General features: G+C 33.5%; 24 protein-coding genes and 1 riboswitch. Of the genes, 2 read left to right on the plus strand and 22 right to left on the minus strand.

The genetic code is table 11. The features are described from left to right. Positions 1 to 42 precede the first annotated feature (42 nt). The 11 genes from QM512_RS05345 to coaBC all read right to left on the minus strand — a co-directional run bounded on the left by QM512_RS05345 (position 43) and on the right by coaBC (position 8,549). Entirely contained in the window at positions 43 to 1,242 is a 1,200-nt protein-coding gene (locus QM512_RS05345) for an acetate/propionate family kinase (RefSeq protein WP_282804765.1), read from the minus strand. A gap of 21 nt (positions 1,243 to 1,263) precedes the next feature. Beyond that, positions 1,264 to 2,265: a class I SAM-dependent methyltransferase gene (locus tag QM512_RS05350; RefSeq protein WP_282804766.1), complete on the minus strand. Its 1,002-nt coding sequence runs from the start codon at positions 2,263 to 2,265 to the stop codon at positions 1,264 to 1,266. Between the two features lie 197 nt (positions 2,266 to 2,462). Then, the gene (gene comGF, locus QM512_RS05355; RefSeq protein WP_282804767.1) at positions 2,463 to 2,981 is read right to left on the minus strand and encodes a competence type IV pilus minor pilin ComGF; all 519 of its coding nucleotides are present in this window, start codon (positions 2,979 to 2,981) and stop codon (positions 2,463 to 2,465) included. Between the two features lie 5 nt (positions 2,982 to 2,986). After that, positions 2,987 to 3,205 carry a type II secretion system protein gene (locus QM512_RS05360; RefSeq protein WP_282804768.1) on the minus strand — a complete coding sequence of 73 codons (219 nt, stop codon included), beginning with the start codon at positions 3,203 to 3,205 and terminating at the stop codon, positions 2,987 to 2,989. Next, on the minus strand, positions 3,195 to 3,494 hold the full coding sequence (locus tag QM512_RS05365; protein ID WP_282804769.1) for a type II secretion system protein: 300 nt from the start codon (positions 3,492 to 3,494) through the stop codon (positions 3,195 to 3,197). The genes QM512_RS05360 and QM512_RS05365 overlap by 11 nt, the downstream gene beginning before the upstream one ends. 113 nt (positions 3,495 to 3,607) lie before the next feature. Then, complete coding sequence (comGC, locus tag QM512_RS05370) at positions 3,608 to 3,904, minus strand: competence type IV pilus major pilin ComGC (protein WP_282804770.1); 297 nt, start codon at positions 3,902 to 3,904, stop codon at positions 3,608 to 3,610. A gap of 12 nt (positions 3,905 to 3,916) precedes the next feature. Next, positions 3,917 to 4,918, minus strand: a complete 1,002-nt coding sequence (locus QM512_RS05375) for a type II secretion system F family protein (RefSeq protein ID WP_282804771.1) — start codon at positions 4,916 to 4,918, stop codon at positions 3,917 to 3,919. Continuing rightward, positions 4,884 to 5,861, minus strand: a complete 978-nt coding sequence (comGA, locus tag QM512_RS05380; protein ID WP_282804772.1) for a competence type IV pilus ATPase ComGA — start codon at positions 5,859 to 5,861, stop codon at positions 4,884 to 4,886. Before comGA ends, QM512_RS05375 begins: the two co-directional genes overlap by 35 nt. 152 nt (positions 5,862 to 6,013) lie before the next feature. Further along, a complete protein-coding gene (locus tag QM512_RS05385) occupies positions 6,014 to 6,745 on the minus strand; it encodes a YebC/PmpR family DNA-binding transcriptional regulator (protein ID WP_282804773.1) in 732 nt (243 codons plus the stop codon). 83 nt (positions 6,746 to 6,828) lie between these two features. Further along, complete coding sequence (locus tag QM512_RS05390; protein WP_282804774.1) at positions 6,829 to 7,344, minus strand: VanZ family protein; 516 nt, start codon at positions 7,342 to 7,344, stop codon at positions 6,829 to 6,831. Then, positions 7,341 to 8,549, minus strand: a complete 1,209-nt coding sequence (gene coaBC / locus QM512_RS05395; RefSeq protein ID WP_282804775.1) for a bifunctional phosphopantothenoylcysteine decarboxylase/phosphopantothenate--cysteine ligase CoaBC — start codon at positions 8,547 to 8,549, stop codon at positions 7,341 to 7,343. The genes QM512_RS05390 and coaBC overlap by 4 nt, the downstream gene beginning before the upstream one ends. 164 nt (positions 8,550 to 8,713) lie before the next feature. On the opposite strand from coaBC, the gene QM512_RS05400 reads away from it, so the two are divergent. Next, positions 8,714 to 9,607 (plus strand): metal ABC transporter solute-binding protein, Zn/Mn family, encoded by an 894-nt coding sequence (locus QM512_RS05400; protein WP_282804776.1) that lies wholly within the window; start codon positions 8,714 to 8,716, stop codon positions 9,605 to 9,607. Between the two features lie 40 nt (positions 9,608 to 9,647). Here the strand turns inward: QM512_RS05400 and QM512_RS05405 are convergent, their stop codons facing one another. Then, entirely contained in the window at positions 9,648 to 10,424 is a 777-nt protein-coding gene (locus QM512_RS05405; RefSeq protein ID WP_282804777.1) for an alpha/beta fold hydrolase, read from the minus strand. Positions 10,425 to 10,426: 2 nt separating this feature from the next. Beyond that, positions 10,427 to 11,134: a hypothetical protein gene (locus tag QM512_RS05410; protein ID WP_282804778.1), complete on the minus strand. Its 708-nt coding sequence runs from the start codon at positions 11,132 to 11,134 to the stop codon at positions 10,427 to 10,429. A 110-nt stretch (positions 11,135 to 11,244) separates the two neighbouring features. Here QM512_RS05410 and QM512_RS05415 point away from each other — a divergent pair, with 110 nt between their 5' ends. After that, entirely contained in the window at positions 11,245 to 12,462 is a 1,218-nt protein-coding gene (locus QM512_RS05415; protein ID WP_282804779.1) for a DUF4097 family beta strand repeat-containing protein, read from the plus strand. 53 nt (positions 12,463 to 12,515) lie between these two features. On the opposite strand, the gene crcB is transcribed toward QM512_RS05415, so the two are convergent. The 9 genes from crcB to QM512_RS05460 all read right to left on the minus strand — a co-directional run bounded on the left by crcB (position 12,516) and on the right by QM512_RS05460 (position 20,150). After that, positions 12,516 to 12,875, minus strand: coding sequence for a fluoride efflux transporter CrcB (gene crcB, locus QM512_RS05420; protein WP_282804780.1), 360 nt, complete (start codon positions 12,873 to 12,875; stop codon positions 12,516 to 12,518). Beyond that, the gene (locus QM512_RS05425; RefSeq protein WP_282804781.1) at positions 12,872 to 13,261 is read right to left on the minus strand and encodes a fluoride efflux transporter FluC; all 390 of its coding nucleotides are present in this window, start codon (positions 13,259 to 13,261) and stop codon (positions 12,872 to 12,874) included. Before QM512_RS05425 ends, crcB begins: the two co-directional genes overlap by 4 nt. Beyond that, positions 13,254 to 14,069 carry a Cof-type HAD-IIB family hydrolase gene (locus QM512_RS05430; protein WP_282804782.1) on the minus strand — a complete coding sequence of 272 codons (816 nt, stop codon included), beginning with the start codon at positions 14,067 to 14,069 and terminating at the stop codon, positions 13,254 to 13,256. Before QM512_RS05430 ends, QM512_RS05425 begins: the two co-directional genes overlap by 8 nt. 87 nt (positions 14,070 to 14,156) lie before the next feature. Further along, positions 14,157 to 14,219, minus strand: a riboswitch (Fluoride riboswitch). A 17-nt stretch (positions 14,220 to 14,236) separates the two neighbouring features. After that, positions 14,237 to 15,592: a phosphoglucosamine mutase gene (gene glmM / locus QM512_RS05435; protein WP_282804783.1), complete on the minus strand. Its 1,356-nt coding sequence runs from the start codon at positions 15,590 to 15,592 to the stop codon at positions 14,237 to 14,239. Between the two features lie 25 nt (positions 15,593 to 15,617). Beyond that, entirely contained in the window at positions 15,618 to 16,586 is a 969-nt protein-coding gene (locus QM512_RS05440) for a CdaR family protein (protein ID WP_282804784.1), read from the minus strand. Next, complete coding sequence (cdaA, locus tag QM512_RS05445; RefSeq protein ID WP_282804785.1) at positions 16,583 to 17,431, minus strand: diadenylate cyclase CdaA; 849 nt, start codon at positions 17,429 to 17,431, stop codon at positions 16,583 to 16,585. The genes QM512_RS05440 and cdaA overlap by 4 nt, the downstream gene beginning before the upstream one ends. Positions 17,432 to 17,473: 42 nt before the next feature. Next, positions 17,474 to 18,547 (minus strand): ABC transporter substrate-binding protein, encoded by a 1,074-nt coding sequence (locus tag QM512_RS05450; RefSeq protein ID WP_282804786.1) that lies wholly within the window; start codon positions 18,545 to 18,547, stop codon positions 17,474 to 17,476. Continuing rightward, positions 18,544 to 19,341 (minus strand): ABC transporter permease, encoded by a 798-nt coding sequence (locus tag QM512_RS05455; protein WP_282804787.1) that lies wholly within the window; start codon positions 19,339 to 19,341, stop codon positions 18,544 to 18,546. The genes QM512_RS05450 and QM512_RS05455 overlap by 4 nt, the downstream gene beginning before the upstream one ends. Then, positions 19,338 to 20,150, minus strand: coding sequence for an ABC transporter permease (locus QM512_RS05460; protein WP_282804788.1), 813 nt, complete (start codon positions 20,148 to 20,150; stop codon positions 19,338 to 19,340). Before QM512_RS05460 ends, QM512_RS05455 begins: the two co-directional genes overlap by 4 nt. Position 20,151 lies beyond the last annotated feature (1 nt).

The raw sequence follows: 20,151 nt of genomic DNA on the forward strand, positions 1-20,151 counted from the left end.
TATCACAGTCACTGTTAAAATGCTATAACTTTGCTTTCAATGCTATTTACCTAATTTAGCCAGACGAACAACATCACGTGCAATCATCAATTCTTCGTTTGTTGGAACAATCATAGCAGTAATTTTGGAGTTTGGAGTAGTAATAATTCCTTCATGGTTAGCCTTATTAGCATCTTCATCATATTCAAGACCAAGCCAAGTGAGTCCATCCATAATTTGTTTTCTCACACTTGCATCATGTTCGCCAATTCCAGCAGTAAAGACTAAAACATCTAAACCACCCATTTCAGTCATATATGCACCAATGTAGCGTACAATTCTATTAATAAAAATATCTTTAGTTAGCTTAGCTTGTTTATCACCATTTTTAATGGCTTTTTCAATGTCTCGCATATCTGGTGAGATTCCTGAAAGACCAAGTAAACCAGATTCAGTGTTCAACATCTTAATCACATCATTAAAACTAGTAATATTACCCTTCTTCATAATGAATTGAAGTAAAGATGGATCTACATCACCGCTTCGAGTACTCATGGTAATTCCTGCTACAGGACTAAAACCCATTGAAGTGTCAAAAGATTTTCCATCTTTAATTGCAGTAATAGATGCACCGCTACCTAAGTGGCAAAGAACCATCTTTAAGTCTTCTACTGGCTTCTTTAATAGATCAGCAGTGCGACGTGAAACATAACGTGCAGAAGTACCATGTGCGCCATACTTTCTAGCACGGAATTTTTCGTAATACTTGTAAGGTACTGAATATAAATATTGAACTGGATCTAAAGATTGATGGAAAGAAGTGTCAAACACAGCAACTTCAGGAACATTAGGCAAGACTTTCATAAAAGCATAAATACCGTCAGCTTCAGCTGGGTTATGCAACGGAGCGTAATCACTCATGTTGTAGATTTTCCAAAGATTATCTTCGGTAATAACTGTGCTATCAGTGAATTCTTCACCACCAGCAACAACGCGATGACCCACACCTGCAATATCTTCTAAAGAATCAATAACATTGTATTCCTTAAGCCAACTAAGCAATTTTTGAACGGCTTCTTCTTGATTAGCAATATCATTTTGCTCATCATGTTGGCTACCATCAGCTAATGTCATTGTAAAAACAGATCCTGGCAATCCAACACGATCAGCCATACCAGAAGCAATCACTTCTTCATTATCAAGAGAAAATAATTTGTACTTAAATGATGAACTACCTGAATTTACTGCTAAAACTTTTTTCATACTATATACCTCTTATAAAAATTAATCTTCACTCTTATGATACCAGTCATTTAGCTTCATATTAAATGCTACTAAAGATTCAGGCTTCTTTAATGAATCTAGTTTAGCTACCAATACCTCACGCTTAATTGCATGCTCTCCGTGATTTTGGAAAACCAAAATTGATTTTTGCTGAATCTGACTTGAAAACATATCATCTGGCAAGTCAACAATTGCTTGAATATTAACCTTTTTAGCTAACCAGGTCATAAATTCAGTAGATCCCTTACCAGTAAATAACAATCTAGGTACCACTAAAAATGCAAAACCATCACGTTTAAGATTATTTACAATTTGTTCAATAAACAAAGTATGTGCAAATGAATGACCTTCTTTTGCATGATTTTCAAAACGCTTAGCATTATTATCAAGTGGATAATAGCCTACTGGCACATCGCTCACTACTACATCAGCTTTTTCAATCATCCATGGATCTAAGGCATCTTGACAGTACAAATCAATCTTTAAATCTTCAAGATGAGCGCCAATATCGGCTAAGTCTAGCAATGATTCCTCATTATCAATTCCAATTAAATTGTAATTATTCTGTGAGTGATTTTCTTGGATAAGCTGTCTAATAACTGAATAAAGTAAATTCCCCGTTCCAATAGCTGGATCAACTACAGTTTTCTTACCAGCAGGAACGATTCTTTGCCAAATTAGAGCAATTATCGTTGCAATTACTGAAGGCGTTGGCATCAAGTTATAGTCGCTGCCGTCTTGAGAAATTGCTTTTAAAGTTAATAAAGTAAACACTTGTACCTTTAAGGCACGTGGCAAATTATCATAATCTAATTGACGATATTCTTCAGTCAACTCAGCTACCGTTTCTTTATCTGGAGCACCTGATTCTACCTTGATTTTTCCATTTTCTAGATTATCAAAAGTTTCCGTCAATGCAGATGAGAAAGAAACATTGAGCGCTTTTTGTAAATGCTCAACAGCTGTCTGAAATTTTGGATACAATTCTTCTACTTTTTGCATTTTTCTTCCTTCTTTAATATTCCTTCTAATATTCTATCGGTATCCTCAAATACTAGCAAGCAATCATTATTTACTTAGAAAAATAATTTATTAAAGTAATATTACTTTCCATATTTTCAGTAAAGCTATGCTGATACATCATTACAAAGGCAATACAAATATTAATAAGCAATAAGCTACTAATCAGAGCACTTCCCTTAATTCTTTTTATTCTTCTCCGCTTTCTCATCCTTTACATTCTCTTTCTTTTTTTCTGGCAAATCAGTTTTAAAAAACATCTCACTTTGTCTGCCATCTTTTTCAGTTACTAAGATCGTAAATGAATCCTTTGAAGTAGTGCATCGAATTTTTTTAACTTTAAACAGTAATGGCATATGTCCGCCTTCATCTGTTCTCATTCTTAGAACATCGTTTGAACTTAGATCAATCACATAAGTATCATAAATTGGCTCATTATTCTTATTCTTTTTGCTTGATACTTTTCTAAGCACAATCTTAGTCGTATCTGAACCAGTCGTACTTACTTCAACATGTCCGCTTTCTTTTAAAAAATTATTTACTTGCACATAACTATAAGCTATTTCATTTATGCCAGTTTTTTGACGATTAATTTTTCTAAGTGTACCCACCAGTCCAAATAAAATTTGTGCACATAAAATCGTAACTGCAATTGCAAAAACGGCTTCTAATAAAGTAAAGCCTCTTATTCTTTTCATTATTTTTACCTATGGTAGACATGATCATGAACTAATAATGTCTTTTTATCACTATGTCTAAAAATATATTCAGCATAAGCCTTATCTACACGCTTTTCGACCCGCTTTTCAGTCTGATTATTTTGTTTGATCGTCATCCCTAAAAGCAATACACCTAAACAAGCTATCGTAAATCCTAGACATGCTTCCCATAAAATAAATCCTGATACTCTTTTATTCTTCAACCATTCTTCCCCATGTCATTTGTATTTTTATTTTCTTTTCTTTATTACCATTCTTAACAGTTATTGTTCTTGGTGAAATTGTTCCGCGATTACTTATATAAAAGTTGTCAAAATTATAAACTCTAACATGTCGATCTAAATAAACCTTTGTTACCTTATCTGGCTCCATTACCTGAATTGAAGAATTATTATCAAAATACGATAAAAAATAGGATTTTCTCTCTACAGTTGAACGATGCAAATATTTGTTAATTGTAGATTTAATTTGACGTGTTGAACTATCTAACACTATCTGTTCCTTAATATTTTTTACATATAACGTAGGCATTAATACAAGTAGACAAACAACTGCTAAGGTAACTATCGTTTCAATTAAAGTAAAAGCTTTTATCTTTTTAAAAATCATCTCTGTGGTAATTTTTCATATCTTTCTTTTTGTTTTTGTGAAATATATTCCTTTTTCACAAGTTCTTCTAATGAAGTCCCATCGCCATTATCTTCAGCCAACTGTCTTTGTGTCTCAATCGTTGTTCTTAAAGCTTCATCAGTCTTGCTAGTTGCTCTATCCTTTTGCTTACTCAAGCCAGGAACAATTAACAAGATGAGCATTGCAATAATAGCAATTACGATTACCATTTCTACTAAAGTAAACCCCTTTACTTGTTGATTCTTTGTAATAAATTTTTTTAATTTTTCCATTTTATCTCTCTCCTACATCGTTTCCATCAAGTGATACATTGGCATTAAAATTTTTAAATACATCCCTAAAATACAAATTCCAATAAAAATAAAGCATAGCGGCTGTAGATTAACAATTAAACTATTTAATTTGAGATTTAATTCATAAAAAAGGGTTTTGCTAAGTAACAATGCTCTTTTTCCAATCTGCTCTCTTGTTGTTCCAGTTTCTAAAAGCATTACAAGATTATTAGGTATAAAAAATTCTTGCTCAATAATTTCCTTAATCTCAATTCCCTGCACTAATTGCTTATTCACCTTTTCTCCAATTACCTGCTGCAATGAACTATTTGGTTGAATTGCGGCTAATTGACAAATTTTTTGTAAAGAAAAGCCATTGATTAATAAAACAGCTAAATCAGAAACAATAAGATAATGAACATATAAACTTAATGCTTGGCCAATGATTGGTAATTTTGTTAACTTTTTAAGAGCATAATAATCTTGCTTATTAAGCAGTCTAATTGTCTTACTAATAAAAGCTACAGCACTAATCACTAACAGCAAAAGTCCCACAAGCATCAAATTACTCGTCCAGTCATTATCTGACATTTCTGTCTTTAAAAACGTCTGCATACAAATTAACAAAGTAACCATCATTCCAATTAAAAGTGCTGGATAGGCCAGTTCTCCTCTTAGTTTCTTCAATTGCTTGTTTTTTAATCGAATAAGCTTACTTAACTGGTCTAAACAAGACAATAAATTTCCGTCAATAATAGCCATATTGATTTGTGCAGCTAAAGTGCTAGAAAATCCAACCTCATGTAGTACATCTCCTAGCTTGCTGCCTTGTTCAACTTGTTCCTTTATATAAGTTAGTTTTTCAGAATTACCAGTCCATATTTTAGGCAATAGCTTTAAGCTAGCATTTAAAGAATATCCATTAATTAATGCTTGCCTCAGATAATCAATAAAAATAAGCTGATCGCTACTATTTAATTTATCCTTCTTTAAAAAAACGCTTCGTCTCTTCACTGATTTTTCCCCGTTTAACTAACTGCTCTAAATTATTTTGCCAACTACTTAAGTTATGACGTTTTTCGTTATCTGCGACTGCTTGGCGAAGTTCTTCACCATATCCAATATCCATCAGACAAGCTATTTTATTTTTCTTTTTTAGTGGCAGCAACCTTTGATAAGAAACAGCAGTCAAGCAATTATCCAATTCATCTTTTTTAATCCCTAATCCTTCAAGACGTGATATTGTTTGCATAGCAGTTTTGGCATGAATAGTTGCTAATACTAAATGTCCGCTTAAAGCAGCATTAATACTAATCTTGGCAGTTTCCTGGTCTCTAATTTCTCCAATAATCAAAATATCAGGTCGATGCCTTAGAGCTGCTTTCAACAAGTCTGGATAAGCGATTCCTGCAATCAAATTTACCTGTGTTTGTAAGAAACCAGGATTCCAAATTTCAACTGGATCTTCAATAGTCATTACCACTTTTCCTTCTCCAGCCAGTTGTGCAAGTTCATACATTGTTGACGTTTTTCCTGATCCAGTTGGACCGCTAGTAATAATTAGTCCACGTTGTCTGGTTAATTTTTTGAGCAAGGTTAATTGTTCTGGCAAAAAATAATTATTATTTTTTTCACCATAAATCAACCTAACTACCAAAGATTCATCACCAGTAAACTCGCCAACGCTTGAAAAACGTAAAAATACTTTGTTACCCGCAATTTCAGTCTGATAAGCTCCTACTTGCGGCCTGCGCCTCTCAGCAATATCCATTTGCGCCTGAAATTTAAAAAAGTTGAGCAATTCTCTCCCGGCTTGATAACTTAGGTCCTCTACTTTACTTAAACCTAATGCATTTCGAATCTTTATCTCATACCCATTAACGGTAGGAAAAATAAAGATATCACTCGCATGGCTTTCAAATGCTGTTTCTAAAATAGTTTTCGATATTTCGTTCACATTAATCCCTCCTTTGCCATACACTTATTAGTACGCAAAAAGGGCTAAAATTTTTTTATTATTTAAAAAAACAAATAAAAAAAGGCTGACACAAATGTCAGCCATAAAAAAATAGACCTAAATCAACTTAGGTCTATTTTTCGATAAATTAATTATTCATCATCATCTGCAGCAGCAGTATATACATTAGAAACATCATCATTATCTTCTAATGCATCAATTAAGTGAGCAAATTGCTCTTTCTTATCTGCTGGAACTGGAGTGGTGTTTTGTGGAATCATAGTCAATTCAGCATTAGCTAACTTGTAGCCAGCCTTTTCTAATGCATCACGTACAGCAGTAAATTGCTTAGGATCAGTGTAGATTTCAAATGCATCATCACTAGTTTCTAAGTCATCCCCACCAGCATCCATAACATCAAGTAATACTTGATCTTCATCAGCATCAGTAGTTGAACGGTCAATTACAATGTAGCCTTTACGGTCAAACATGTAAGCAACAGAACCAGTTGCACCAAGTGAGCCACCATTACGAGTGAAAGCTACACGAACATCAGAAGCAGTACGGTTCTTGTTATCAGTTAAAGCTTCAACTAAAATTGCTACACCACCTGGTGCATAGCCTTCGTAGGTAATTTCGTCGTAATGTTCATCTGAATTACCTTCAGCCTTTTTAATAGCACGTTCGATGTTAGTCTTAGGCATGTTAGCTGCACGTGCTTTATCCATAACCATACGTAAAGTAGGATTTCCTGAAGGGTCAGGACCACCACTCTTTGCAGCCATATAAATTTCACGAGATAATTTTTGGAAAACTTTACCTCTCTTAGCGTCTTGCGCATTCTTGCGGCCTTGAATATTGTGCCATTTTGAATGTCCTGACATAAGAATCCTTCTTTCTTTTTATTTAATATAGTTAACCTTGTCAATCATAACGCACTAAAGGTTTAAATTCAATCTATGATCGACTAGGAATTATTTTTTTCTTGATGGTGCCTAAGCCAGTAAACGAAAATACAGATTAAGATAGCTAAAAGTGCTCCTGCTGAATCAAGAGCAACATCATGAAGACTCGGAGTTCTATCTCCTGTTAAATATTGATGGAATTCGTCTAATCCAGCCAGTCCAATAATTCCTAGCCAAATAAACAAAGGACCACACCACTTTTTAAATAAACGATCTAAACCTAAGCAGGCAAATAATCCAACTAAAAAGTATGATGAAAAATGAGCAAATTTTCTCATAACAAACTGTGTCATCCCTGCTTCGCCATTATCCAAAAATGCATTATGCCAGCGTCCAGCATAGTAAATATTCCACTTTCCTACTATTTTCTCAATAATTGGAAAATGGCGATGAATAAATCCTGGTGACATCTCTTGCTCATGGTAAGTCATCGAACTAGAAATGAATAAACCTAGCAATACCAGCAGCATTAAGCAGACAAATATAATTTCTCGCTTTGTTAATAAAGTTCTTTTCATTCTATATCTTCCCTACTTTCAAGCTCATCAGCAACCAAGGCTATTATTTTCTTAGCAATCTCCACCTTAGTTCTTTCTTTTAGATTTTGATTTGCCTTATCTTTTCTTAAAATTGTAACCTTATCTTCATCACTTCCAAATACGCCGTGACTAACGTCATTAGCTACAATCATATCTGCATTTTTCTTTTGTAATTTTTTCGCAGCATTTTCTAATAAATCATTTGTTTCAGCCGCAAAGCCAACTACGACCTGTTTTTTATTCTTTAAGCTTCCCATTGTTTTCAGAATATCGGGAGTCTCTTTTAAATATATCTTTAATTCATCTCCCTGGTCCTGCTTTTTAATTTTATGGTCAATATAATTTACTGGCTCATAATCCGCTACCGCAGCTGCCATAATTAATGCGTCTGCACTAGAAAAAACATCTTTCACGGCTGATAACATGTCTTCAGTAGTTTCTACATGAACGTTCTTTAATTTTGGTGATTGAGGAAGGGGAACAGAAATATGGCCAGAAATCAAAATAACCTCTGCTCCTGCTGCAAGAGCTGCTTTGGTTAGTGCTATCCCCATCTTCCCGCTAGAGCGATTTCCTAAATAGCGAACTGGATCAAGCGGAGAAACAGTCCCGCCAGCCGTAATAACGATTTTTCTTCCTTTTAATTCATCTTTAGCTTGAAGAGACTCATTTATCCAAGACATAATCTCATCTGGCTCTGGCATTCTTCCTTTTCCACTATATCCTTCAGCTAGACGCCCAGTAGCCGGCTCCATTACAGAAATTCCATCTTGCTTTAACAAGGACAAATTTCTTTGAAAGGCTGGATTAGCCCACATATGGCTATTCATTGCTGGCACAACATACTTATGAGCAGCAGTTGCCAAAAAAGTAGTACTTGCTGCATCGTCAGCTAGGCCGTTAGCAATTTTTGCAATAAAGTTCGCCGTTGCTGGAACAACTACTGCAATATCCGTCCAATCTGCCAATTCAATATGCTGTATTCTATCAGCTGTTTCTTCCTTCCAGAGATCAGTTAACACAGGATATTTAGTCAAAGCAGCTAAAGTTTGCGTACCAATTAAATGAACTGCTTCTTTAGTCATAGCTACTCTAACTTCATGTCCCTCTTTTTGAAAATCGCGTACAACGCTAATTGCTTTATAAGCAGCAATACTTCCCGTAATATATATTGTAGCTTTCATCTTTTATCTACCTTAATTTCATAATTTCTTTCTACTATAACACAAGCTAACTGAGCCGAATTAACAAAAATCAATTGGCAAATGTAAAATTATTAGTGGTTTCTGATATTATTTATAGTGAATACAGATCTCAATCACGTAATTGAAAGGATACGTACATAAAAATGAAAAAATATTTTCAAAAATTTTTAGCTCTCTTTGTTACAGCGGGTGCTCTTATTTTAATTCTTACTGGCTGTTCAAAAAAATCTGATTCTTCATCAAATAAACTTTCTATTGTCACAAGTACCAACGTCTATGCCGATATTGCACAAAACGTTTTAGGCAAATATGGAAAAGCTACTGCTATCATTACTAACAGCTCCACTGATCCGCATGACTTCGAACCAACAACTGCTGATGCCAAAAAGGTTCAAGATGCAAAAATTGTAGTTGCTAATGGCTTAGGCTATGACTCCTGGTTACCCAAACTTGCCAAATCCAATAATAAATCTGCCGTCCTAGTTGGCGAAGATCTAATGGATCTAAAAAATGGTGCTAACCCACATATTTGGTTTGATTTAAATATGCCAACAAAATATGTTAACTATTTAGTTAAACGCTTATCTAAGATTGATAAAAAACATGCAACTTACTATAAAGAAAATGGTGCTAAATACTTAGCAAAAATCAATAAAATTAAAAAAGTTGCTGATTCTATCGATGGAGCAAAGCAAAAACCAGTATATGTTAGTGAACCAGTATTCGATTATGCTTTAAAAGCTACTCACTTTAAGATTGGCGATAAAGCTTTTGAAGAAGCTATTGAAAATGAAACTGATCCTAGTGCTAAGATTGTTCATCAAATGAATCAAACAATTAGTAATCGTGGAATTTCTTTCTTTGTCAAAAATTCTCAAGTAAGTAGTTCTACTGTCAATAATTTCGTTAAAAGAGCTAAATCAAAAAACATTCCAATTTTACAAGTTCGCGAAACCATTCCTAACAATACAACTTATCTTGCATGGATGACAGAAAATTACCAAAATTTGGCAAATATTAATAAAAAACTAAAATAATTTACTCACAACAAAAAAAGAGGGCATGCCCTCTTTTTTTCTACTCTAAAATATCCTTTAGCTTACTATTAAATTGTTGTGGAATTTCAGCCATAATTACATGTCCACTCGGTGACATAATAAAGCTATTTATCTTTTTATTTTTCTGTTCAAGCCACTTTTCATATCCATCACGATAATATGGACTTTCTTTAGCAACGAAAAAAGTAGTCGGGATGTTTGTTGTTTCTAAAACTTCACGCCAATCTAGCGACATATGATTCTCAAGTAAGTCCACATTATCTTTTCTATCAAAAGGATTAGCCTTTTTAGCTAACATTAACTTTGCATACACACCATCATCTAAACCAGCATAAGTTTCGTGAACATGTGGCCTTTCCTGGCATTTTTCTTCATAATTCTTACTGGTATAATCTATAAAGCCATATTCCCAGTTCTTATCATTAAGCATCTTAGGTGATTGATCCACTAACAAAGCCTGTTTAACTATTTCTGGCCATTTTTTCATTAGACAAAAGATAATTGACGCACCCATTGAGTGTCCCATAAAAATTGCCTGTTTTATTTTCAAAAAAGATGTTAGTTCATATAAATCCTGTGTCAAACGTGCAATATTATGCCCTTTCTCAGTCCGCTGACTCGGGCCCATATTCCGATGATCATAAGTTAAAACTTGATAGCCTAACTTTGTTAAAAATGGTACTTGCGCTGACCAAATTTCTTGATATGCTCCAAAGCCGTTAACTAAAACGATTGGCTTTCCTTTCCCACTCAATTCGTAATCAATTTCTATATCATCGCTCGTTTTAAAAAGCATTTTTACTCCTTCTCTTTCTTAATTTTAATGAATAAACATCCCACTGCAGCAATAATTGCAGTAATCAAAGCCTGACTTAATCCACTACTTAGACTCACGTTAATTCCGCTATAAACGCTTTCCTGCAGTGATGTAGTCGCAATCCCTGCCGCATATGATAAAACACCATAAGAGCCAATTGCAGCAACTAGGAGCGGAACTAATGCACTCTTTCTGCCAAATAATGCTAATGCCATTGCCAAAATATACAAACCAATCAATAAGAAATAGATCAAATGATAAATCTCAGCAGCTTGTTTTACATCGGCAGAATTTTGTCTTAGTTGTTCATTAACTAATTGTAATACAACCTGATTAAAAACCTGTTCCTGTTGCGTGTCATTGTTTAATTTTAAGTCGGACGCCGTCAGTTTTTCATTTGCTAAATAATTCGTACTTAACTGATTTAGACCTTGATAAGACGTCTTTAATTCAATATTTTTAGGCAGTTGCGATAAGAGTGTGTCCTCGATTCCTGACTCCTGCAGAAAACTGACGCCCATTTGCAAATCACTATTATTTGCTTGATCAACAACTTTATTAATTGAGCTTTTAACTAATCCGGCTGTACTATCTACTTTAAGTTCAACTGGACTCGTTAAAGTTAAACTTAGTGATATAAAGATCAATCCAATGACGACCAATCTCCAAATCCATTTTAGAAATTTCAATTTTTTCTCCTAACAAAACTTTTTATCTATTTTATCGTTAATAAATTAATTACATACAGTTTTTTCAGTGCTATATAATAAAAGTGTAACAAATATTAAAGGAGTTCAGCATGATTGATGAAAAACTAAAAGAATTTTTCAATAAATTTCCTCATATCAAAGAAAATAAACCTTTACAAAACACTTTAAGTAAAAAGCTTAACAATTTAATAAAAAAAGAGATTCAACACGGTGCAAGTCAAATTGAAGCAGAACAAAAAGCGCTTTTGAACTTAACTGATCTTGATACTCTCCTATCTCAATTAAAAAATTTAGAAGAAACTGACTATAGCAAATATAATGATTTCTTTGCCAAAATTTTTGATTCTAAACTAGTCAATGAATTAAAACTAAAGTTAAATCAAATTGATGAAATTCACCTTAACTATCGTCTAGGAGATATTTTAGTTTTACCAACTAATTCTTCAAATTTAATTGTCCATGATTTTATGTCTCGTGATATCGAAAATCTTTACTCGACAGTAGAAAAAGTAGGAAATGTTTTAAAAATTACTCAGGGACCACGTAAATTAGTAGGGATTTTTAAGAATAAAACTTTATTATTTTTGCCTAAAGATTTCAATGGCTTTTTAACTATCCGCAGTCAAAGCGGGGATGTTTACATTAATAAAATTCCCAATTATTGCATGCTTGATATAACAGCTGTTTCTGGTGATCTCTTATTAGCCCACTCTACCCTTAAACGAGTTCAAGCAGACTTAAAATCAGGTGATATAGCTGTTTCTAATACGTCCGCAAATGTTTTTCATATTAATGCTCATTCTGGTGTTCTAACAAGTGATAATGTTCAAGCAAAAGAAGAAATATCGTACCATACCAGTAGCGGTAACATTGATTTAGAAAATATTTCAACTAAAGATTTCTTTATCGATACTAAAAGCGGAAAAATTACGGTTACCGGTTTAAATAGCCAAAATCTTGATATAGTAACTGATACTGGAAACATGTTGCTTAGTAAAATTAAAGGAAGTGGCAATATTAAATCTAGTGTTGGTAAAATTAAATTGTCTCTTGCTGATAATCCGCAATTTAACCTCTCAATTCACACTAAAGTCGGAAATGTACTTGTTAATATTCCACATACTATGTTTTTCAAGTTCAAAATTAATACCAAAAAGATTGGTCCTACTGATCTTCCTATTGATTCCATTATTTATGGTAGCGATGATTACGACAAAATTGAGGGTTATGTTGGACGAGAAGATTCCAATAGTTCAATAGCTATTACAAGCGAAGTAGGAAAAGTATCAATTAAGAATCAAAATTAATTTATTATTCAAAAAAGAATGCTGGAGAATTAATTCCTCAGCATTCTTTTTTCTTAAATTAACGATCTCGCTTTATATCCCGCAAATACTAAGATCAATCCTCCACCATAGGAAAGTAAAGCATACAGAATAAAAGTACTATAATTGTGGTCGCGCCAATGAGAAAGCAGCTCAACGTTTAGAGTTGAGAATGTAGTATAACCACCTAACACCCCAGTTCCAACTAAAGCATAGACAAAGGGCGACAAATTACATGAGAATACAAAACCTAAAATAAACGCTCCTGTAAGATTTATGAATAAAGTCGCATATGGAAAATTTTTGGACCAATGCTTTTTACCATAATTCGTAATTCCATATCTTAAGATTGCGCCCCAAATAGCTCCAAAACCTGCTGTCAAAATCGTCATCATGCTTTTACTGCCAACTTTCTACCTGTTCTTTTTCCAATTATCATTCCTAAATACGCAAATAAAAATCCGATAAATATTGAACTAAAGAAATAAATTACTGCCTGACTATTCATCCCATTTTCTAATTGTTTCAATGTATCTAAATGAAAACTAGAAAAAGTAGTAAAGGAACCGACAAAACCAGTACTTAATCCCGTAACTAGCCAATCACGGCCTTCTCTATATTCAACAAAGAAATAGGTGAAAAATGCCAATAAAAAACAACCAATAATATTAGCTGTAAAAGTTCCAGCCTGCGACCAGATCAAATTCAAATACGCCCTTAATGCACCTCCAAAAAAGGCAAATACTCCTACACTTAAATAATTTTTCCACTTTTTATTCATCAAAAATCAACTTTCTCAATGCATACGCAATTCCATCTTCATTATTCGTTTTAGTAACATAATTGGCACGTTTTTTTATCTCTGGTACAGCATTTCCCATCGCCACTTTATAAAACCCAGCAACATCAAACATCGAAATATCATTTTTCTGATCACCAAAAATCATTACTTCATCTTGTTTAAAATTAAGTTTTTTAGCTAATTCTTTTAGAGCATTTCCCTTTGAAGCCTGCTTAGAATTAATTTCAATCAAAGTTTCATCTGAAGTAGAGACATTATATTTTTCGACCACATCTTTGGGTAAATTTTGATAGATATTATTCATTTCAGCAGGTGAGCCCGAGAACATAGCCTTAGTAAATTTAATGTCTTCTGAGATGTTTTTTAGCTCAGAAACTTCGATTGGCATCCTAGTCAGCCAGCTTTCACGTGATAAATAATAATTAATAAAATGATTTAGAGTAATAAACTTATCCCTTACTTCAATATGAAAATTAGCCTGTAAATTCTCTGCAATTTTTTCAAAAAATAGAAAATCACTATAGTTAAGCAATTCCTCAACTATTGGTTTTCCAGCAGAATTTAAAACCAACGCTCCATTAAAAGCAACTACATATTGATTGGGGTCCTTTAAATTTAATTCATCTAGATATTCTTTAATACCAGGAAAGGGTCTACCAGAACATGGAACTATCTTGATCCCCATCTTAGATGCCTTTTGCAATGCTTCTTTTGTTTTAGTACTTACTTCTTGCTTATCGTTTAATAAAGTTCCATCAAGATCAACAGCAATTAATTTTATATTCATTATTTTTCTCCTATGTAATCGTTCACTTTCCTTTCTATTATACAAAAAATGCATAAAAAAAGACGACACTACCTCCTCAATCTATGTAAGAAAGTAGGCGTCGTCAGATATTAATCGGTTAAATTGGTGAACGCCATCACCTATTAGATTTTAATATAAACTCAATGCTATTTCGAGCCCATTTCTTCTTCAACAACTTTAGCTACTTCTTCACAATATTTATCAGCTAATTCTTGTGTTGGAGCTTCAGTCATTACACGAAGCAAACTTTGAGTTCCTGATGGACGAACAAAAATACGTCCTTCATCACTTAACTCTTCTTCAACCTTCTTAATTGCTTCTGTAATGCGTTTATGTTCTTTCCAGTCTTTTTTGTTTTCAACGGGTACATTAATTAAGCGTTGTGGATATTCCTTAAAGTCACTTAATAATTCACTTAATGACTTACCAGTATCCTTCATTACATATAATAAATGTAATCCAGTAAGCATACCGTCTCCAGTATTATGGTAATCGCTGATAATTACGTGACCTGATTGTTCACCGCCAAGATTGTAGCCATTAGCTCTCATTTCTTCTGAAACGTAACGGTCACCAACTTGAGTTCTTACATTCTTAAGGCCGCGTCTTTCTAAAGCCTTAGTAAAACCAAGGTTACTCATTACAGTTGTAACAATGGTATCTTTCTTTAAACGTCCGTGATCAGCAAGGTATGATCCAATGACGTACATAATGTGGTCACCATCAACTTCATTACCGTTTTCATCAACAGCAATACAACGGTCAGCATCCCCATCAAATGCCAAACCTAATTGTGCACCTTGCTTTACAACTTCTTCTTGTAATTTCTTAGTGTGAGTAGCTCCAACGTGGTCATTAATATTTAAGCCATCTGGATGAGTTGCAATAGTAGTAAAATCAACGCCCATATCAGCAAATAATCTTGAAATTAAAGCACTAGCCGCACCATTTGCACCATCTACAACAACTTTAATACCATCTAATTCTTCTGGTAAAGTATTTTCAATAAATTGTAAGTACTTAGAAGCACCTTCATGGTAATTTGTTACAGTGCCTAAACCTTCTGCTGAAGGACGAGGAAGTTTATCTTCAGGTGCATCAATTAATTTTTCGATTTCTTCTTCTTTAGCATCCGATAACTTCAAACCATCGCTACCAAAGAACTTAATTCCATTATCTTCGACTGGATTATGTGAAGCAGAAATTTGAACACCGGCATCTGCACCTTGGGCACGTACTAAGTAAGAAAGACCAGGTGTAGTAATAACACCAACTTCTAAAACTTCAATTCCCACGGAAAGTAAACCAGAAATCAATGCGTATTCTAACATTTGTCCAGAAATACGAGTATCGCGAGAAACTAATACTTTAGCTCTTTCTCCATCCTTTTTATCTTTAGTAAGAACGTATCCTCCATCACGACCTAATTTAAAAGCCATTTCTGGAGTTAAGCCTGCATTAGCAACCCCCCGTACACCATCTGTTCCAAAATATTTAAGCATAATTTTTTAACAACCTTTCCTTGTTTTATTCTTTTTTAGCAGTAGTAGCGGTTACCTTTATATGCACCGGTATTACCGATGGTGAAGATTTAACTACGCCATTAGGCAACTTAATTGCAACATCCTTAGTAACATCTCGATCAATGCCACTTAAATCAACCTTTAAAGGAATGGATGTTATTTTCTTAAGTGTATTTTCATCACCATATATCTCAACTGTTTCCTTCTTTGCAGTTAAAGAATAAACGCGAGTCGATGACTCATTTTTCGATGTTACGTTTATTTTAACTTTCTTTTTCGATAAGTTAATTGGGATAGTAATATGCGCTGTTGCTGGATCAATCGCAACATTAAGCTGATGTCCATCCTTATCAAGTGCTACCAGCATTTCTTCGCGCTCAAATGTGCTGTCTATTCCCTTAGGTAAACTTGCTCTAGCTACAACACGATCAACTTGGTTAACTTCACTTTTAGCACCAGTAATGTTAACTACTTCTGGATCGCTCTTAGCCGTTCCAAGATTATATCCACGAGATACAGCACTCTTATTATACTCTATTTGTACAGGAAGAGTGCGAGATTTTCTTCTTTGAATATTTACACGTACTTTGCTGGGACTGACACTATAAGTTAATTGCGTACTTAAGCCATTTACCTTAATTGGTACTGTATGTTCACCAGTCTTTAAGTGACTTAAGTCAATATAAACACGAAAATTTTGAGTATTAATAGTAGATGTAACTAATGCATTAGATCCTTCTAAAGTTAAATTTATTTTTTCTGGATAACCTGTTACATAGTATTTATCAGTATTTACTGAAACTTGCAACGGAGCCTTAATTACCTGCGTCTTAGTAGCAGTTTTTAAAGTTTCTTCACGTCTTCCTTGTGTTACATAGCCTTGTTGGTTAGATGAAACATAGATAGTTAATAAAATGGCCAAAATCAATGCAACAATTCGATAGAACCAAGGTTTATCAAAAAATCTTTTCATTTTTTATTTGACCCCCAATTCCATACATGATTTACAATTCTTTGGTACCACTTCGGCTTTTCCTCTTCTTCTTTTGGAACCAATTGAGCATTTAAATATTTCAAATACTCTTCTCTAGTCAAATCAAGCATAAATTGACTATTACGCGTAATTGTTACTCCACCGGTTTCTTCAGAGACAACAATGGTTATTGCATCTGTAACTTCTGAAATACCTACACCAGCTCTGTGACGCGTTCCAAGCTTTTTAGGAATCATACTATTGTCTGAAAGTGGTAAATATGCAGCTGCTACGGCAATTCGATTGTTGCGAATAATTACAGCACCGTCATGCAATGGAGTATTTGGAATAAAAATATTGATTAGCAATTCGCCGGTAATATCAGCATCAATAGGTATACCAGTTTCAATATAATCCTCTAACCCCGTATTTTGCTGAATGGTAATTAGGGCACCAATTCTTCTTTTAGACATATATTGAATTGCCTTATCTAGTTCCCCAATCATCTTTTCAGCAGCCTGTTTTTCAGTCATTGTAGTTCCACCAAAAATTGGTGAGCGACCTAAGTGTTCAAGACCACGTCTGATTTCTGGTTGGAAAATAACAATTATTCCGATTACTGACCAAGAAAGAATTTGATCAACAAAATAAGTTAATGTATGTAAATGTAACAACCCAGCTACAATTCTGACCAGAATAATTAATGATATTCCTTTAACTAATTGGACAGCCTTAGTACCTCTTACCAGCATAATTAAGCGATAAATAATGTACCAAACGATTAGAATATCAATAATATTCATAAAATTTTGCCAGGTGAATATCTGCTCAATATTAAACTTCATTGCCCGTCCCTCCTAAACTTTAATTATACCTAAACACATCTCTTAACGACCATACATTTTAAATTCAAGAAATAGATCATTATATTCTTGAATTTTCTTTGGGCCTAAATCTTGATAAACTTGTAAATTTTTCATCGCTTGTTTGCTTGGATAAAATTGCTTGTCATTTCTTATTTCTTTAGGTAATAGTTTCTGAGCTTTTACATTTGGCGTTGCATAGCCAATATATTCTGCATTTTGAGCAGCATTTTTAGGATCTAACATAAAGTTAATGAAGGCGTAAGCTCCAGCTTTATTTTTTACAGTTCGCGGAATAACAAAATTATCAAACCACAAATTTGATCCTTCTGGAGGAACAACATAATGCAAATGCTTATTATCATTTAGCATTGTCCTTGCTTCACCTGACCAAGTTACTCCAATAGCAGCTTCATTTTGAATCATATACATCTTTAATTCATCAGAAATAATTGCTTTTACATTTGGTCCTAATCCATCTAACTTGGTTTTGGCTAATTTAAGATCTAATGAATTAGTAGTATTGAGCGACTTATTCATTGAAGCTAGAGAAAGTCCCATAATATCTCGAGCTGAATCTACTAATAAAATATTATGGCGATAGTTTTTCGACCAGAGGTCATTCCAATGCTTTATTTGTCCAGGTTTTACGAATTTATCGTTATATACAATTCCTAAAGTCCCCCAAAAATATGGGATTGAGTATGTATTTTTAGGATCAAAAGAATGATGCAAAAATTCATTTCCAATATTCTTATAGTTTGGGATTTTCTTGGTATCAATTTTGGATAACAAATTAGCTTTACGCATTTTGGAAATCATATAATCTGAGGGAATACAGATATCATAGGCTGTACCGCCCTGTTTTACCTTAGTATACATGGCTTCATTAGAATCAAAAGTTTCATAAATCACATGATAGCCAGTTTGTTTTTCAAATTTTTTTATCAATTTAGGATCAATATAGTCGCCCCAGTTATAGATAATTAAGTTTTTATTATTAGAACTAACACCATTATTATTCAATTTTTTAGCGCCAGCTTCCAAACCAAGGCAGACTAGTAAAATAGCAACAATTCCAATTAATAGCTTTTTCATTGTGCACGCCCCTTACCAATATGGGTCTTATGATTAGTGATTAGGTAGTAAACCAATACCAAAATCATTACAAAGATAAACATTAATGTACTCAGTGCATTAATCTCTAAATTAATTCCCTGCCGGGCACGTGAATAAATTTCTACCGATAGTGTCGAAAATCCATTACCGGTCACAAAGAAGGTAACTGCAAAATCATCTAAAGAATACGTTAATGCCATAAAAAAACCAGCCAAAATTCCAGGCGTAATTGCAGGAATCATTACCTTGCTATAGACTTGCCAAGTTGATGCCCCTAAGTCTCTGGCTGCATCGACTAGTGAATAGTCAAATTCTTTTAAACGAGGTAGAACCATTAACACAACTATTGGAATCGAAAAAGCAATATGGCTTAGTAAAACTGAGCCAAAGCCTAAACCAATTCCTAAAAAGGTAAAAAAGATCAAAAAGCTAGCACCAATAATTACATCTGGAGAAACCATTAATACATTATTTAAGGCTAACAACGTCTTTTGTCCTTTTTTATTCTTAGTTTGACTAATCGCAATTGCTCCGAAAGTACCAATTGCTGTTGCAATTAAACTAGACAAAAGGGCTAGCAAGATGGTTTCTAAAAATATTGCCAATAATCGATTATCGTTAAAAAGATCTTGATAATGACTCAATGTAAACTTTTCAAAATGATCCATATTATGACCGCTTGAAAAAGAATAATATATTAAATAAAAAATAGGCAAATACATCAAGATGAGGACAAAAGCAAAATAAATTCGGGACCACTTTATTTTTTTCATAGCTTAACCTCCTTTTTATGATGATGATCAGACGAAGTAAATAGCATAACAACTACCATCAATACTATTAATACAACTCCTATTGTTGAACCCATTGACCAATTCATTGTAGTCATAAAATATTCTTCAATAGCCGTACCAAGTGTAATTACTCGATTTCCTCCAATTAATCTTGTCAGCATGAATAGGGAAAGCGAAGGAATAAAGACAGCTTGAATTCCCGATTCTACTCCAGACTTAGAAAGTGGCCATAAAACCTTAGTAAAAGTTTGCCATTTACTTGCTCCCAAATCATAAGCTGCTTGAATTACAGCTGGATTAATGTCGCAAATCGCGTTATAAATTGGCAAAATCATAAATGGAATTTCAATATACGCTGCAACAAAAATAAAAGCAAAATCAGTAAATAAAATATTTGCCGGTGCTATTCCAAAAAGTTTTAAAAAATTATTTAATAATCCATGCTTACTAAATATTCCGATGAAAGCATATGCTTTTAAAAGAAGATTAATCCAGGTCGGTAATATAATTAAAAGTAGCCAAAATTGTTGGTTTTTCATTTGACTTAAAATATATGCGATTGGATAAGAAATTAATAAAGTAATTAAAGTAATTAAGAATGCATACCAAAACGAATTTAAAGTCATCCTTAAAAAAGTTCCATTAACAAAGAACTGTTGAAAATTTTTTAAGGTAAAACCATCATCTCCCTGAAAAGCATTGATAGTTATTAAAATAATTGGGGCAATAACAAATAAACTAAGCCAAAGGACATAAGGAATTAGAAAAAATAGCTTGCTTTTCTTCATA

This window comes from Lactobacillus isalae, assembly GCF_947539375.1.
Lineage (GTDB): Bacteria > Bacillota > Bacilli > Lactobacillales > Lactobacillaceae > Lactobacillus > Lactobacillus isalae.

Coding starts and splice junctions, on each gene's coding strand:
- QM512_RS05405 (WP_282804777.1), bottom strand. CDS start 10,424: ATGCTTTTTAAAACGAGCGATGATATAGAAATTGATTACGAATTGAGT.
- QM512_RS05350 (WP_282804766.1), bottom strand. CDS start 2,265: ATGCAAAAAGTAGAAGAATTGTATCCAAAATTTCAGACAGCTGTTGAG.
- QM512_RS05390 (WP_282804774.1), bottom strand. CDS start 7,344: ATGAAAAGAACTTTATTAACAAAGCGAGAAATTATATTTGTCTGCTTA.
- QM512_RS05415 (WP_282804779.1), top strand. CDS start 11,245: ATGATTGATGAAAAACTAAAAGAATTTTTCAATAAATTTCCTCATATC.
- crcB (WP_282804780.1), bottom strand. CDS start 12,875: ATGATGACGATTTTGACAGCAGGTTTTGGAGCTATTTGGGGCGCAATC.
- QM512_RS05345 (WP_282804765.1), bottom strand. CDS start 1,242: ATGAAAAAAGTTTTAGCAGTAAATTCAGGTAGTTCATCATTTAAGTAC.
- QM512_RS05455 (WP_282804787.1), bottom strand. CDS start 19,341: ATGAAAAAAATAAAGTGGTCCCGAATTTATTTTGCTTTTGTCCTCATC.
- QM512_RS05440 (WP_282804784.1), bottom strand. CDS start 16,586: ATGAAAAGATTTTTTGATAAACCTTGGTTCTATCGAATTGTTGCATTG.
- QM512_RS05400 (WP_282804776.1), top strand. CDS start 8,714: ATGAAAAAATATTTTCAAAAATTTTTAGCTCTCTTTGTTACAGCGGGT.
- comGF (WP_282804767.1), bottom strand. CDS start 2,981: ATGAAAAGAATAAGAGGCTTTACTTTATTAGAAGCCGTTTTTGCAATT.
- glmM (WP_282804783.1), bottom strand. CDS start 15,592: ATGCTTAAATATTTTGGAACAGATGGTGTACGGGGGGTTGCTAATGCA.
- QM512_RS05430 (WP_282804782.1), bottom strand. CDS start 14,069: ATGAATATAAAATTAATTGCTGTTGATCTTGATGGAACTTTATTAAAC.
- QM512_RS05425 (WP_282804781.1), bottom strand. CDS start 13,261: ATGAATAAAAAGTGGAAAAATTATTTAAGTGTAGGAGTATTTGCCTTT.
- coaBC (WP_282804775.1), bottom strand. CDS start 8,549: ATGAAAGCTACAATATATATTACGGGAAGTATTGCTGCTTATAAAGCA.
- cdaA (WP_282804785.1), bottom strand. CDS start 17,431: ATGAAGTTTAATATTGAGCAGATATTCACCTGGCAAAATTTTATGAAT.
- QM512_RS05450 (WP_282804786.1), bottom strand. CDS start 18,547: ATGAAAAAGCTATTAATTGGAATTGTTGCTATTTTACTAGTCTGCCTT.
- QM512_RS05385 (WP_282804773.1), bottom strand. CDS start 6,745: ATGTCAGGACATTCAAAATGGCACAATATTCAAGGCCGCAAGAATGCG.
- comGC (WP_282804770.1), bottom strand. CDS start 3,904: ATGGAAAAATTAAAAAAATTTATTACAAAGAATCAACAAGTAAAGGGG.
- QM512_RS05460 (WP_282804788.1), bottom strand. CDS start 20,150: ATGAAGAAAAGCAAGCTATTTTTTCTAATTCCTTATGTCCTTTGGCTT.